Source organism: Bradyrhizobium zhengyangense, assembly GCF_022012435.1.
Lineage (GTDB): Bacteria > Pseudomonadota > Alphaproteobacteria > Rhizobiales > Xanthobacteraceae > Bradyrhizobium > Bradyrhizobium zhengyangense.
Map to the genome: position 1 here is coordinate 110,602 of NZ_JAKLUA010000010.1, position 14,610 is coordinate 125,211.

A 14,610-nucleotide genomic window follows, 5' to 3' on the forward strand; every position below is an offset into this window, starting at 1 on the left:
CGATCCGTTCAATCCGCTCCAAACATTGAAGCAGCGAGCAGCACCGTTACGGCGAGCATGCAGATGCCGGCCACCGGCCATTGACGAAGGACGCGATCACCCCGTTCGACAAGGCCGCCAAGCCCCAGACCCGCGCGCCGGAAAGGACCGAGCACCCTCGCCAGATCTTTCCAGGCCATCGTACCGACGAGCGGATGTGGCCAGGGACTGAGCAGGATCGCGAGCGCGGTACCTCCGAGCACGGTTATGAGCGATTTGACGAGCGATTCGACGCCAAACAGCTTCGATTCCAGAGCATACGGGATCGGCAAGTACGGCTGCCAAGGCAGCAGGCCAAGCAACAGCGAGCAGAGCGCCAAGGCAAGTGCCGCTAAATCGCTGCCGCGTCGCGGCCTCGCCGCGAGGGCAACCGGCTGATCCGGAGGCGAAAGCGCGTGGACAAGTACCAGCAAGACATAGGCGGCCGTGAACATCCCGCCAAACTGGAGCGCGCCAGCCCACCACCACTGTCCCGTCCTCGCAGTCTCCAGGAGCAGCAATTCCTTCGCCAGCGAAGCACCGCCCGGCTGAAGTCCCATCAGTGCGAAGCCGGCCAACGCGAAGGTCATGACGCTCAGGGGCAGAGCGCGCGCGGTGCCGCCGATCCCGGTGATGCGGTCATGGCCCAGGCCGGCGTAGATCGACCCGACTGCCATGAACATCGCCGCTTTCGCAGTGGCGTGGGAGATCGCCTGTATCAATCCACCTGCCAGCGCCGGTCCGGTGTCGAGTCGGCCCTGACCATCGAGGGCGAGTGGAAACAGTAGGAAGAGGTACCCGATCTGGGCCAATGTCGAATATGCGACGAGCAGCTTAAGCCGGTCCTGCCGCAGGGCGACGATGCTCCCCACCACGATCGCGCCAGCCCCCAGCGTTGCCAAAATCTGTGCAGCGGCAAAGCCCGGCAAGGCGAGCAGCACGTCGAACCATAGCCGCAGGAGGATGAAGAACGATCCCTTCACGACCAGTCCGGACAGGATTGCGCTCGCTGCGGCCGGGGCACCGGCGTGAGCGGGCGGCAGCCAGAGGTGCAGCGGAAACAGCGCGGTCTTTGCGAGGAGGCCGGACGTCATCAGCGCCGCCGCAATAAGCACGCCGGGTTCCGCGGAGACGCGATGCGACAGCAGCAAGATATCGAGCGTACCGTAGAGGCCATAGAGCAGAGCGGTGCCCATCAAATAGAAGACCGACCCGACCAACGCGAACAGAAGGTAGCGCAACGCGGCCCGAAGCGTGTCCGCGCGGCCCTCGAGAGAGACCAACGGCACCGCCGCGAATGTCAGCAGTTCCAAGGCAACGTAAAGGGTGAAGAGGTCGCCGCCGACAAAGATGGTGTTCAGCGCTGCCCAGATCGCCATCAACAGAACCCAAAATGCGAATGGTACCCGCCGGCTTCCTGCTGCAGGAGGAGAATCGGCCGCTGCATACACGCCGACCGCACAGATGATGATCGCCGTGGCCGCGAGCATCACCGCAGACAATCCGTCCGCGCGCAACGCCACTCCCAGCGGCGGCGACCAGGCGCCAAGAAGATAGACAATGAAGCCATCGCCTCGCGGCAAGGCAAGGAGAATGGCCATTGCGATTGCCGCTCCGACCGGCATGACGGCAAGGGCGATCTGCCGGACGTAGCGCTCGCTCAGCACGAACGACAACAGCACGCCCGCGACAGGCACAACGATCGACAGCACCAACAGATGGCCATCCGCGGTCGTCGCCAGCAAGGTCGCAGGGGCCGGCATCAACCACCAAACCGATCGGGGCGCGGCCTCGTCGGCGCGTCGCTATCCAGCGTGGCCGGGCCGGCAGTGTCGAACAGCCGCAGTAGCAAGGCGATGGCCAGGGCGGTCGCCGAGAACGCGACCACCACGCCAGTAATCACCAAGGCCTGCGGCACCGGATCACTGCCTATCCCTGCGACCGCTCCCCGCCGCCCAATCACGCCAAACAGGAGGAATACGCCGCTGCCAAGCAGATTGAAGGCGATGATCTTGCGGAGGGGCTGCGGATTGGCGATCACGCCGTAGAGACCAAGTCCGACTACGGCAGCAGCGCACAGTCCAAACACCGTCACGGTGCCCATGGCTCCGCGCTCCGTTCCGGCGCGCCTGACAGCAGCAGGCCGAGGGTTGTCGCGATCGTCAGAACCATCGCGACCTCGATCCCGAGGATCAGGGGCTTGGCCAGCGCCGGCGCATAGGACAGGAATGCAGCGCCGAACAGAAGGCCCGCGAGGCCGACGATGAGGAACAGGCCGGAGCCGGCCACCAGAATAAGCCGTAGAGGTCGGCTGCTCACGGGTGGCGCGTCCGCCAACCCGGCCATGGTGGCCAGCAGCCACATCGACGCGAGAATCGCGCCGCCCTGGAAAGCTCCGCCGGGATGGTTCGCGCCAGTCCAGAAGACATAGATCCCGACGACAATGCCGACAGGCGACAGCAGGCGTGCAAGAAAAGCGAGAACACCATATGGATCGGCCCGGTGGCGTGGCCCCGGACGGCCGCCCCAAGCGCTATCAGGTGCAAGCGACCAAACGCCGACGATGGCCAGCACGAGCACGACCTTCTCAAGCATGGTATCCATCGCCCGGAACGCCATCAGAACGTTGGTCACGGGATTGGACAGGCCTGTTGCCCAGGCATTTGCGACAGAAGCTGGAGCAAGCGACGGAGCAGGATCGGGCAGCAGCAGGACCGTGCCGGCGAGAGTTGCGGTCGTCAGCACCGACAGCGCTGCCGCGGTTGCCCGCAGCAATTTGCCCGGCGCCGCTTCCGCCATCGGTTCGGCATCGCGCAATCGCGCGGCCGCACCCAACAGCAAGACGCCGCTGAGCCCTCCGCCGATCGCCGCTTCGGTCAGTGCGACGTCAGCAGCATCGAGACGTACCCAGATGAGCGCGACCAGCAGTCCATAGGCAACGAAACCGACCGTCGCCGAAAAGGTCTCGCGAACCACAATCGTCCAGATGCCGAGGCCCAGCAAGACCGCAGCGAGCATGATTTCGAAAGCCGTCGCGATGCTCATCTGATCGATCCGCCTTGGCGCGCGGCGCGCGCAATCAGTTGCGAGACCGTCGCGCCTGCGAGCAGCCCGAGCAGCCAGATACTGACCAGCTTCAGCGCGTCTCGAAGACTATCTGCTTGCGGAAGCAATCCGAGCACGACGAGACCCAGGCCAAGATTGTCCGCCTTGGTGAGCGCGTGCAGGCGCGTCAGCGTATCGGGAAAGCGAAGTAGACCGACGGTACCGGCCAGAAAGAAGAACGCACCCGCCGACACGGCCGCAATGCTTATCATGTCGCGCACAAGGCTCATTCGTTCTCCGTTGATGCGGTCCCGTCGGCTTCGAACCGGGAAAGCCCCTTCTTGACGAACGCGATGGAAGCGAAGGTTGCCAAGAGCGCCAAAGTCAGCGCCACGTCGACTGCCGCAGGGACGCCCGCGACAGTGCCGAGCAGTAGCAGCGCCGCAATACCTCCGGTTCCGATCAACTGCGTCGCCATCACACGGTCGGCGTCTCCTGGGCCCCGCAGGATCGACACCAGCCCAAGCGCCAACATGGCCAGGATGAAGCCGACCGCGGCGGTCAGAAACTCAGTCATTGTAAAGCGCTCGAACCAAGGCCTCCTCCTCCGCAGCAAGCTCCGCAATCACGGGCCGTTCGACGTCGAGGCAGTGATAGAAGATCTGCGCGTTCTGATCTCCCGCAGGCACGGTGCCAGGAAGCAGGCTGGTGAGCGTTGCGAACACATTGCGACGCGGACCAGGCGGCAGGCCGGTTGGATAGGCGACAAATCCGGGGCGCAGCGGCAGCCGCGGATCGAGCGCGCGCCTTGCGACGTCCGCTCCGGCAACGATGGAGTGATACAGAAAGAGCAACACCAGCCGGCCGAGCGCGCGAGGCGAGAGCCGCGAGCTGCCAGGCGCCAGGAAACGCAGGCTCGTCCAGGTTGCCGCGCCGACAGCGGTCGCTGCAGCGGGAACGTCATCGAGGGTGGCGCCGGCAAGGACGAGCCAAAGGCAAAGAAACCATGCCGCGCGGGACGCCACGCTGACTCGGGCTGCGACGTGCGCACGCACTTCTCGTCTCCCCTGAGGATCCTACCATTGCGCGCGAAACGTTGCGCTCTTGATCGCACCTGCGATATCGGGTGATCGCCTGACTGGGTGTCGGGAATTCCCTAAAACGTCGCCGGAGCGCGTTGTTCACGCGCGCGCGCCGTCATTTGTCTGCGTCTTGTTAGCCGCGATTGCATCCAGCCACACCGGGTAGATTTACCGATGTGTGCGACCGATCCCTTGGGCAAAGCTACCAACGGGAGAGCCCGCGGAATCCCCAACCTCGGGAAAGCCTGGTCGGCAACATTTCCGCAAGTTGAGGGGCTGATGATCATGTGCAACCGCCGAACGACATCTCGGCAAGTCTTTGCACCAATCCTGATGGTTGCGGCCTCCGCGCTGATCCTGGCAGCGTGTGGACGCGATACGGAAACCAAGGAATCGCCGCCGCGTCCGGTCCGGACCACGACGATCGAGAAGCGCGAGAGCCTCGTGCCATTGACCTTCACAGGCCGCGTGGAGGCTGAGGACGAAGTCAGCGTCGCCTTCCGGATTTCGGGACGCCTGCTTGCGAACGACATCAAGGTTGGTGACAGGGTTGAGGCCGGGCAATTGCTGGCCGAACTGGAGCCGCAAAACGAGCTGAGCGGATTGCGGCAGGCGAAGGCTGCTCTTTCCGCCGCGCAGGGCCAGTTGACGCAGGCGCGCAACCATTACGAACGCCAGGAGACACTGTTGGCGCAGGGATGGACCACGCGCGCCAATTTCGAGGCGGCAACGCAGGCGCGGCAAACGGCCCAGTCGCAGGTCGAGGCGGCGGAGGCACAGTTAAGTTCTGCGCACGATCTCGTCAGCTTCACCGAACTGCGAGCCGACGCGGCAGGCAAGATCATCGCGACCGGGCCACCCGCCGGCGAGGTCGTTCAAGCCGGGCAGATGATCGCAAGGATCGCCAGACAGGACGGCCGCGACGCCGTCTTCGACATTCCCGCTCAGATGGTGAGATCGGCGCCGGCAGGCGTGCAGGTCACGGTCAGCCTGACGGATGATCCCAACGTTACGGCACAAGGCCGTATTCGTCAGATCGCAGCGCAAGCCGATGCCGTTACCCGCACGTTTGAGGTCAAGGTCGGTTTGACGGATCCGCCGGCGGCGATGCGGCTCGGCGCGACAGTCAACGGCCGAGTCGAAATCAATTCCGGGCCGACGATCGACATACCGGCAACCGCGTTGACGCGGATCAACCAACAGCCGGCCGTGTGGATTCTCGACCCGTCGACGAACGTCGTGGCTGCACGCAACGTTGAAATCCTGCGCTTCGACCAAGCACAGGTGACTGTCTCGCAAGGATTGGATGCCGGAGAGATTATCGTCACCGCGGGCGTTCAGGCCCTGCATCCGGGCCAGAGGGTGCGCGTGCTCGGGTCAGAGCCATGACCGGACTCAACCTCTCCGAATGGGCGCTCAAGCATCGCTCGCTCGTCGTCTATGTCATGATGGTTGCCGTGATCACGGGGGCCCTGGCGTATTTCCGGCTTGGTCGAAACGAGGATCCTTCGTTCATCATCAAGACCATGGTCGTTCAGGCGGCCTGGCCGGGGGCAACGGCTGAAGAAACAATGAAGCAGGTGACGGAACGGCTCGAGCGTCAGTTGCAGCAGACCCCCCATCTGGACTTCCTGCGCAGCTCCACCCGGGCAGGACTGGTCACGATCTTCGTCAACCTGGAAGGAAGCGCGAACGCAAGGCAGGTTTCCGATGCCTGGTACGAGGTGAGGAAGAGCGTCGGGGATATGCGCCATACCCTACCCTCAGGGGTCATCGGCCCAGGCTTCAATGACGATTTCGGTGACACGTTTGGTATCGTCTACGGCTTTACCAGCGATGGCTTCACCCAGCGGGAGTTGCGCGACCGTGTCGAGGATATCCGCTCCCGATTGCTTCGCATCCCGGACGTGTCGAAGATCGAGTTGATGGGCGCACAGGATGAGGTGATCTTCGTCGAATTCCCCAAGCAGGAACTTGCCACCCTGGGCATTGATCGGACGGCCCTGCTCGCCGCGCTACAAGCGCAAAATATCGTCCATCCGGCCGGGATGATCCAGACCAGCAAGGAAAGCATCTCCGTTCGGGTTTCAGGCAGCTTTCAGTCGGAGCAGGACATTGCCGCCGTCAACTTCGTCGCGGGCGGTCGCACCATTCGCCTGAGCGACATCGCGCAGGTGCGGCGGGGATATGTCGACCCGCCGCAACCGATGTTCCGGGTCAATGGCCAACCCGCTATCGGGCTGGCCATCGCCATGCGCGATGGCGGCGATATTCTAGCACTCGGCAGGAACATCAAGAAGGTGATGGAGCAGATCACCGCCGACCTCCCGATTGGAATCGAGCCGAGTCTCGTCGCCGATCAGGCCGTTGTAGTCGAAGGCGCGATCGGCGAATTCATGACGTCGCTGTTGCAGGCCATCGCCATCATCATGGTCGTGAGCTTCATCAGCCTCGGAATCCGTCCCGGCCTTATCATCGCGCTTGCCATCCCGTTGACGCTGGCCATCGTATTTCCAATCATGGAGATGGCCCGCATCGACATGCAGCGGATATCGCTGGGAGCGCTGATCATCGCGCTCGCACTGTTGGTCGACGATGCGATGACGACGACCGATGCAACGCTCACTCGGCTGGCGCAAGGCGACAGCAAGGTCGACGCCGCGACGTTCGCCTATCGCAGCCACGCCTTTGCCATGCTCGCTGGAACGCTGGTGACAATCGCGGGCTTCATTCCGGTTGGCTTTGCGGCGAGTTCGGCCGGCGAATATACGTTCTCGCTGTTTGCCGTCGTCGCGATCGCGCTCCTCGTGTCGTGGTTCGTTGCCGTGATCTTCACGCCGTTGCTGGGCGTGCTCATTCTTGTTCCACCGAAGCAGAAGAACTCCGCTGAGCCCGGCAGGATATTCCGCCTTTATCGGAGCTGTCTCACGCTGGCGATGCGCGCCAAATGGTTGACGATCGCGGTCTCGCTGGCGCTCTTCGTCGCCTCCGTTCTCGCGCTTCCGTTGATACCGCAACAGTTTTTTCCGTCGTCCGACCGGCCTGAATTGCTTGTGGATCTCAGCCTGCCCCAGAATGCATCGATCTTTGCCAGCGAAGCCGCAGCGAAGCGTCTGGACGCGGCTCTGGCCGGCGACCCGGACGTGCATCACTGGAGCACCAATGTGGGACGTGGTGCAATCCGCTTCTATCTTCCACTCAACGCAGAGCTTCCGAACGATTTCTTCACACAGGCGGTCGTCGTGGCAAAGGACGTTGCAGCGCGCGAGCGCCTGCATGTGAAACTGGAGCGTCTGCTCGCGGAGGAATTTCCGGCTGCGGTCGCGTCGGTTTCGCCGCTCGGCCTCGGCCCGCCGGTCGGATGGCCCTTGCAATATCGCGTGAGCGGACCCGATGTCGAGCAGGTACGTGAGTTCGCTCTCAAGGTAGGGCAGATCCTCGCTTCCGATCCCCGGACCAAGAGCATCAATTTCGATTGGATGGAGCCGGCGCGCGAGCTGCGCATTCGCGTCGATCAGGATGAAGCGCGTCGTCTCGGACTGAGCTCGCAGGCGATATCGACCGTGCTGAACACCGTGATTTCAGGCGCAATCGTCACCCAGGTTCGCGACGACGTCTATCTGGTCGACGTGGTGGCCCGCGCAGTCGACGAACAGCGCATCTCGCTGTCCAATCTGCGGACGCTTCAAGTGCCGCTGCCTGGTGGAAGGACCGTGTCGCTCAGCCAGTTTGCGACGTTCGAATTTCAACAGCAAAATCCGCTGATCTGGCGACGCGACCGCGTTCCGACGTTGACAGTGCGTGCCGACATCAACGGAGGATCGCTGCCGAATTCGGTGGTGGATGCTCTATCGCCAGCCATCGAACGGTTGAGAAAGACGCTACCCGCTTTTTACGAAGTGGTCGTCGGCGGGACCGTGGAAGAAAGCCGGAGATCGCAGGCGTCCGTACTCGCCGTGGTGCCCATGATGCTGTTCGTCATGTTCACGGTTCTGATGGTCCAGTTGCAGAGCTTTCCGCGGCTATTGATGGTCGCAAGCGTGGCGCCACTCGGCATGATCGGCGTCGTCGCCGCCTTGTTGCTCTCCGGCAGACCGATGGGCTTTGTCACGATTCTGGGCGTTCTCGCCTTGCTTGGCATGATCTGCAAGAACGCTGTGATCCTGATTGGCCAGATCGATGCGGAGCGCGCGCAGGGCAAGAGTCCCTGGGAAGCGGCGGTGGATGCCAGTAGTTCCCGCTTCCGTCCTATCATGCTGACGGCGGTATCGACGGTTCTCGGCATGATCCCGATTGCTCCAACCGTATTCTGGGGACCGATGGCCGTTGCCATCATGGGCGGCCTGCTGGTTGCGACCGTCCTGACCTTGGTCCTGCTGCCGACAATGTACGTGGCCTGTTTCGGCGAGAAGGAACGCGCCGGGGCACCTGCAGCGTCGCCGTCTTGAACCGTTGTTTCCGGCGAGGGAAATCCCGGCCCTCGACTAGGTGATCACCCGATATTCCGGGCTCCCCCCAAGGCGCATGGTGCAGCGACCGGGCTAGTCTATCGGCCAGGATGTAGCGCACCCGCGTGTCGCGAGGTCTTCCCATGACTGGGACGCCGTCAATCCAAAAGCTCTCTCTGTTCGCGTTGACCGCGATGGTGGTCGGCTCGATGGTCGGCTCGGGCATCTTCTCGTTGCCCCGCACCTTCGGCATCGCCACCGGCCCGTTCGGCGCCATCTTCGCCTGGTGCATTGCCGGCGGGGGCATGTACACAATGGCCCGCGTCTTCCAGTCGCTGGCGGAACGAAAACCCGATCTCGACGCCGGTGTCTATGCCTATGCGAAGGCAGGATTCGGCAATTATCCGGGATTCCTGTCCGTGCTCGGCTACTGGACGGGAAGCTGCATTGGCAACGTCTCCTATTGGGTCCTGATCAAATCGACGCTGGGCGCGTTCTTTCCGGTGTTTGGCGACGGCAATACCGTCGTCGCGATCATCGTGGCATCGGTCGGGATCTGGCTGTTTCACTTCATGATCCTGCGCGGTGTGCAGCAAGCCGCGGCAATCAACACCGTCGTCACGGTCGCCAAGATCGTGCCGATCCTGGTCTTCATCGTCATTCTCGTGTTTGCGTTCAAAGGCGACATGTTCCGCGCCAATTTCTGGGGCGGCGAAGGCATGCCTGACAAGGGTCTCTTCGACCAGATCCGCGCGACCATGCTGGTCACGGTGTTCGTGTTCCTCGGGATCGAAGGCGCCAGCGTCTATTCACGCTACGCCAAGGAACGATCCCACGTTGGCGCGGCGACGATTTTGGGCTTTGTGATCGTCACCAGTCTCATGGTGCTCGTCACCATGCTGCCTTACGCGGTGCTTCCCCGCGCGGAAATCGCCGAGATGCGGCAGCCGTCCATGGCGACGGTGCTCGAGGCGGTGGTCGGGCATTGGGGCGCGGTCTTCGTCAGCATCGGGCTGCTTGTCTCGGTGCTCGGGGCCTATCTTGCATGGTCCCTGATCTGCGCCGAGGTGCTCTCGGCGGCCGGCCGGACCAGGGACATGCCTGCCCTGTTCGGCACCGAGAATGCGAACAAGGTCCCGGCCGCGGCACTGTGGCTGACGAATGTGATCGTCCAGCTCTTCGTCATCAGCACCTACTGGTCCCGGGACGCTTTTGCGCTGATGCTCAATTTGACGAGCGTCATGAACCTGATCCCGTTTTTTCTGGTCGCCGCCTACGGTCTCCTGCTGGTCAGGCGGGGCGAGACCTACGAGAAGCGTCCTGACCAGCGCCGACGCGACATGATCTTCACCGGCATTGCCGTTATCTACACGCTGTTCCTGATCTATGCAGCCGGAATGAAATACCTGCTGCTGGCCGCCATTCTCTACGCCCCCGGCACGGCACTGTATTTCTGGGCACGCTTCGAGCAGAAGGCGAAGGTCTTTACCGCCGTCGAGTGGGGCATCTTCGTCGCAGTCGCAGCCGGCGCTGCTGTTGGGATCCACGGATTGGTCACTGGCTACATCACCATTTGAGCAGGCAACACCCGGGAGACTCCCCATGGCAAAGCAGACATCGGACACCTCGGCTCGGTTCGGGGTCCATTCAGAGGTCGGCCAGTTGAGGAAGGTGATGGTCTGCTCGCCCGGCCGCGCCCATCAGCGCCTCACGCCGTCGAATTGCGACACCCTGCTGTTTGACGACGTGCTGTGGGTCGAAAACGCGAAGCGCGATCACTTCGACTTTGTGCAGAAGATGCGCGACCGCGGCGTCGACGTCGTCGAGATGCACAACCTGCTGGCCGAAACGGTCGCGATCCCCGAGGCCAGGAAGTGGATTCTCGACAACCAGGTCGTTCCCGACCAGGTCGGTCTTGGTCTCGTCGACGAGCTTCGCTCCTACCTCGAAGGCCTCAAGCCGCGTGACCTTGCGGAAACGCTGATCGGCGGCGTGTCAACCCATGATTTCCCGGACGCACATGGCGGCGAGACGCTCAAGCTGGTCCGCGAGGCCGCGGGCATGACCGAGTATCTGCTGCCGCCATTGCCGAACACGCTGTACACGCGGGATACGACCTGCTGGATCTACGGCGGGGTCACGCTCAACTCGCTGTATTGGCCTGCGCGCCACGAAGAGCCGATCCTGACGACGGCGATCTACAAGTTCCACCCGGACTTCGCCGGGAAGGTGAATGTCTGGTGGGGCGATCCGACCAGGGATCACGGACTGGCCACACTCGAAGGAGGCGACGTGATGCCGATCGGCAAGGGCAATGTGCTGATCGGGTTGAGCGAACGCACCTCGCGTCAGGCGATCAGCCAGCTCGCTGCGGCTCTGTTCAAGCAGAAGGCAGCCGAGCGCATCATCGTGGCTGCCATGCCGAAGTTGCGCGCCGCGATGCATCTCGACACCGTGTTCACCTTCGCCGACCGCGACTGCGTGCTGCTCTATCCTGATATCGTCAACAACATCACGGCGTACTCCTATCGGCCGGCCAACAATGCCACCGGCATCGAACTGCGGAAGGACGAAAAGCCGTTCGTGGACGTCGTAGCCGAATCGCTCGGCCTGAAGAAGCTGCGCGTTGTCGAGACGGGCGGCAACGCCTATATGCGCGAGCGAACGCAGTGGGACAGCGGAGCCAACCTGGTTTGCGCGTCGCCGGGTGTCGTGTTCGCCTATGACCGCAACACCTATACCAACACGCTGTTGCGCAAGGAGGGGATCGAGGTGATCACCATCGTCGGCGCCGAATTGGGGCGGGGCCGCGGAGGGGGACACTGCATGACCTGTCCGATTACCAGGGACGCGGTGGACTATTAGGCGGATCGCGTGGGATCGGCCGCGGCTGGGGTGTTACGGCCGCGCGCCGCTTCGGCATACAGCGGAGCGCACCATCTCCGCGTATCGTTCGCGAAGACCATTTGCAGCACTTGCGCGTCTATTTCATCGCATTTGAATTTCACTGTCGGACTGCGGCACAAACTGCATACTCGAACCTGACGGATGTCACAGATTCGAGAACTCGGTCCTGCAGCAGTGCAACTTTATTTGTATCTTCAACCTAACGGTGTATAACAGCGGTTGCCCCACGGGCGCGCATTCGTTCGCTTCGCCCAATTGGGCAGGTAGGAGACGCTCGATATTGAGATTCAGTGTCGAACGTCGCCGGGGACGTGAGTGCGTGCCGTGAAGCCACATAGCTCTTCCTCCAGCGAGATCGATCGTCCGGGCGTCAGGGAGTGGCTGCGGCTTGGGTCGGAACATACCAGCGACCGCCTGTACTGGATGTCCTCAGCCGATCTTCTCTTTGCAGTACGTCCCTCGCCTGGAGGCGGCTTCGTGTATGAGGGGATCAATCCGGCGTTTGAGGCTCAGCTCGGTATTTCGTCGGAAGCCATCCGGGAGATGGACGTCTCCGATTGCCTGAGCAAGGAAGACGCCAGAACGGTTTGCAAAACCCTTCGCACCTGTCTCGCAGAAGGAACGGAGGTCAGGACTTGTCATCGTCTTGGATTCGGCAGTCAGCGGCAGAATATGGAGACGACCATCGTTCCGGTCACGGATCCCCTGACCGGGTCTACGGCCACCCGGTTGATCGGCAGCCATCGCCTCGTGCGCAATGGCGCCTTCGAAAACGCGACCGGACGCGTGGAGGGCACGCCGTCGAGTTTCAATTTGGCGTCCATTCAGGAGGATATCCAGCAGCGGATTGCTTCCGATCTGCACGATTCGACATGCCAGCATTTGATCGCTGCGAGCCTGGGCCTGATGCGAATCCGGCGGAGCCTGGGCGATCCGGTGAGGGCCGAGCGGCTTTGCCAGGAGATCGACGCATCGATCGACGAAGCGCTGAGGGAAATTCGCGCCTTTGCCTATCTGCTGCATCCGCAGGATCTGACGCTCGAGAGGCTGAAGGCCACGATCGAGCACTACGCAGATGGTTTCGCGGCGCGCACGTCGCTGCGGGTCACGACCAGAATCGCGTCAGACGTCGATCTGTTGCCTTACGAAAAGCAGCGCTCGATCCTGCGAGTCGTTCAGGAGGCCCTCACGAACGTGTTTCGTCATGCGAAGGCGACGGAAGTGGGTATCGTCCTTGATGTGGCCGAGAGCGAACTTCGGCTGACGATCAGCGACAACGGGTGCGGGCTTCACGCGGACCACGCCAAGCCGGGCGCGAAGGCGATATCGATCGGCGTTGGAATTCCCGCAATGAGAGCGAGACTCCAGCAAATCGGAGGTTCGCTCGACATTTGCTCCGATACGACAGCGCGCCGCTCCGGCACGATACTTCGCGCGGTGTTTCCACATGGACTGACGACGAACAGGCGCAACAAGCGAAAGGCCAGCACTGGCATACGAGAACCACAAGAACGCTATGAGGGAAGAAGAACACTGAACACCGGCGGCAAGCGAAAATAGAGCAGTTCAAGCCGGGCCGCCGTGTGAATGACCCTGGGGTCCTCTGACATGAAGCGTTTTCTTATCGCTGATGATCACGATGCCGTGCGATCGGGCTTGCGAGCGGTGCTCGAACAACGAACGGACTGGGAAGTGGTCGCCGAGGTGAACGACGGCGGCAAGGTGTTGAGCGCCGCAATCGAAAGTCAGCCGCATGTCGCGATCGTGGATTTCTCAATGCCGCGAATGACCGGCGTGGAGGTCGCGAGGCGGATCAGAGAATATCCGTTGCAGACGGAAGTCTTGATCTTCACGGTGCACAACTCCGGCCTGCTTGCAGAGCAGGCATTCGAGGCCGGTGCACGCGCGTTCCTGGTCAAATCGGATGCGAACAGATTGCTGCTGGCGGCCGTCGAATCGCTTCTGGTGCACAGGCGGTTTTGCAGCGTGAGTTGCCCGAATGGGGCGAACCGGGCATCCTGCGGCAATGCCGACAAGTATCACGGGCTCACTCCGCGCGAGCAGCTCGTCGTCAAGCTGGTCGCCGAGGGTTACAGCAACAAGAGCATCAGCGCGATCCTGAACCTCAGTGTCAAGACGACAGAGGCGCATCGGGCGGCGGCTATGCGCAAGCTGGACGTGAATTCAACTGCCGGCCTGGTCCGATACGCCGTACGGGCGTCACTCGTCGAGGCGTGAGGGCGCATTGGCCCCGGAGATGTCAGGGGCAAACGCGCCAGCTGAGTACATTCGCAGAGGCATTTCAGGGTTTTGTAGGATAACCCTGCGGCGGACGATCGATAGGATCGTTCGACTTTGCCGCCGCCGGTCATCTGCTCGATTGTGACTGGAAAGAACGACGCCCGTGAAACGCATCTTGATTGCGGATGATCATGAAGTCGTGCGCTCCGGGCTTCGCGCAATCGTTGAAATGCAGTCGAACTGGATTGTTGCGGGCGAAGCCAGCAATGGAGAGCAGGCCATTGCGTTGGCTTTGGAGGCGAGGCCCGACATCGTGATCGTCGACTATTCGATGCCCCTCATCAACGGACTGGAGGTCAGTCGCCGTCTCAGGGCGCTTCATCAGCGTACGGAAGTCTTGATCTTGACGATGCATGAAGACGAGGAACTGCTGACGGAAGCGGTTCTGGCCGGCGTACGTGGCTTTCTGTTCAAGTCGGATGCCAAGAAGCACCTCATTTTCGCAATCGAGGCGCTGCTCGACGGGAGACCCTATTTTACCAGCGCCCTTGTGGAGAAACTCCTGCACGACTACCAGCTCAACAAGCAGGGCAAGTCGGGCATGCTGCTAACGTCGCGCGAGCAAAGCATCGTCCAATTGATTGCGGAAGGGCATACCAACAGATCCATAAGCGTCATTCTGAAGCTGAGCGTGAAGACGGTCGAGACTCATCGTGCCTCGGCAATGCGCAAGCTCGGGATGTCGTCAACGGCCGAACTGGTCCGGTATGCCATCCGCAAGAAGCTGGTTGTGCCGTGACTATCAGATCTGCCCGTCGTTGAGACGATTGACAGGGTGGCGGGTGTTTTGCCCGACGAACCAAGATTGC

General features: G+C 62.1%; 13 protein-coding genes. 7 read left to right on the forward strand and 6 right to left on the reverse strand.

The window, feature by feature from the left end:
- Nucleotides 1-8: 8 nt before the first annotated feature.
- From L6637_RS27130 to L6637_RS27155, 6 genes are read right to left on the reverse strand one after another with little or no spacing between them, the layout of a single operon-like run.
- A complete protein-coding gene (locus L6637_RS27130; RefSeq protein WP_237872649.1) occupies nt 9-1,730 on the reverse strand; it encodes a complex I subunit 5 family protein in 1,722 nt (573 codons plus the stop codon).
- Nucleotides 1,731-1,780: 50 nt separating this feature from the next.
- Nucleotides 1,781-2,122, reverse strand: coding sequence for an NADH-quinone oxidoreductase subunit K (locus tag L6637_RS27135; protein ID WP_237872495.1), 342 nt, complete (start codon nt 2,120-2,122; stop codon nt 1,781-1,783).
- Nucleotides 2,110-3,063: an MnhB domain-containing protein gene (locus L6637_RS27140; protein ID WP_237872496.1), complete on the reverse strand. Its 954-nt coding sequence runs from the start codon at nt 3,061-3,063 to the stop codon at nt 2,110-2,112. The genes L6637_RS27135 and L6637_RS27140 overlap by 13 nt, the downstream gene beginning before the upstream one ends.
- Nucleotides 3,060-3,353 carry a monovalent cation/H(+) antiporter subunit G gene (locus L6637_RS27145; protein ID WP_237872498.1) on the reverse strand — a complete coding sequence of 98 codons (294 nt, stop codon included), beginning with the start codon at nt 3,351-3,353 and terminating at the stop codon, nt 3,060-3,062. Before L6637_RS27145 ends, L6637_RS27140 begins: the two co-directional genes overlap by 4 nt.
- Nucleotides 3,350-3,640, reverse strand: a complete 291-nt coding sequence (locus L6637_RS27150; protein ID WP_237872500.1) for an MrpF/PhaF family protein — start codon at nt 3,638-3,640, stop codon at nt 3,350-3,352. Before L6637_RS27150 ends, L6637_RS27145 begins: the two co-directional genes overlap by 4 nt.
- Nucleotides 3,633-4,118, reverse strand: coding sequence for a Na+/H+ antiporter subunit E (locus tag L6637_RS27155; protein ID WP_237872502.1), 486 nt, complete (start codon nt 4,116-4,118; stop codon nt 3,633-3,635). The genes L6637_RS27150 and L6637_RS27155 overlap by 8 nt, the downstream gene beginning before the upstream one ends.
- A 360-nt stretch (nt 4,119-4,478) precedes the next feature.
- Here L6637_RS27155 and L6637_RS27160 point away from each other — a divergent pair, with 360 nt between their 5' ends.
- From L6637_RS27160 to L6637_RS27190, 7 genes are all read left to right on the forward strand, one after another.
- The gene (locus tag L6637_RS27160) at nt 4,479-5,534 is read left to right on the forward strand and encodes an efflux RND transporter periplasmic adaptor subunit (protein ID WP_377803180.1); all 1,056 of its coding nucleotides are present in this window, start codon (nt 4,479-4,481) and stop codon (nt 5,532-5,534) included.
- On the forward strand, nt 5,531-8,593 hold the full coding sequence (locus tag L6637_RS27165; RefSeq protein ID WP_237872504.1) for an efflux RND transporter permease subunit: 3,063 nt from the start codon (nt 5,531-5,533) through the stop codon (nt 8,591-8,593). The genes L6637_RS27160 and L6637_RS27165 overlap by 4 nt, the downstream gene beginning before the upstream one ends.
- 143 nt (nt 8,594-8,736) lie before the next feature.
- On the forward strand, nt 8,737-10,170 hold the full coding sequence (locus L6637_RS27170; protein WP_237872507.1) for a basic amino acid/polyamine antiporter: 1,434 nt from the start codon (nt 8,737-8,739) through the stop codon (nt 10,168-10,170).
- A gap of 25 nt (nt 10,171-10,195) precedes the next feature.
- Nucleotides 10,196-11,458 (forward strand): arginine deiminase, encoded by a 1,263-nt coding sequence (gene arcA / locus L6637_RS27175; protein ID WP_237872509.1) that lies wholly within the window; start codon nt 10,196-10,198, stop codon nt 11,456-11,458.
- Nucleotides 11,459-11,815: 357 nt separating this feature from the next.
- On the forward strand, nt 11,816-13,060 hold the full coding sequence (locus L6637_RS27180; protein ID WP_237872511.1) for a sensor histidine kinase: 1,245 nt from the start codon (nt 11,816-11,818) through the stop codon (nt 13,058-13,060).
- A 48-nt stretch (nt 13,061-13,108) separates the two neighbouring features.
- Nucleotides 13,109-13,738, forward strand: a complete 630-nt coding sequence (locus L6637_RS27185; RefSeq protein WP_237863337.1) for a response regulator — start codon at nt 13,109-13,111, stop codon at nt 13,736-13,738.
- A gap of 166 nt (nt 13,739-13,904) precedes the next feature.
- Nucleotides 13,905-14,540 (forward strand): response regulator, encoded by a 636-nt coding sequence (locus L6637_RS27190; protein ID WP_237872513.1) that lies wholly within the window; start codon nt 13,905-13,907, stop codon nt 14,538-14,540.
- Nucleotides 14,541-14,610: the final 70 nt, after the last annotated feature.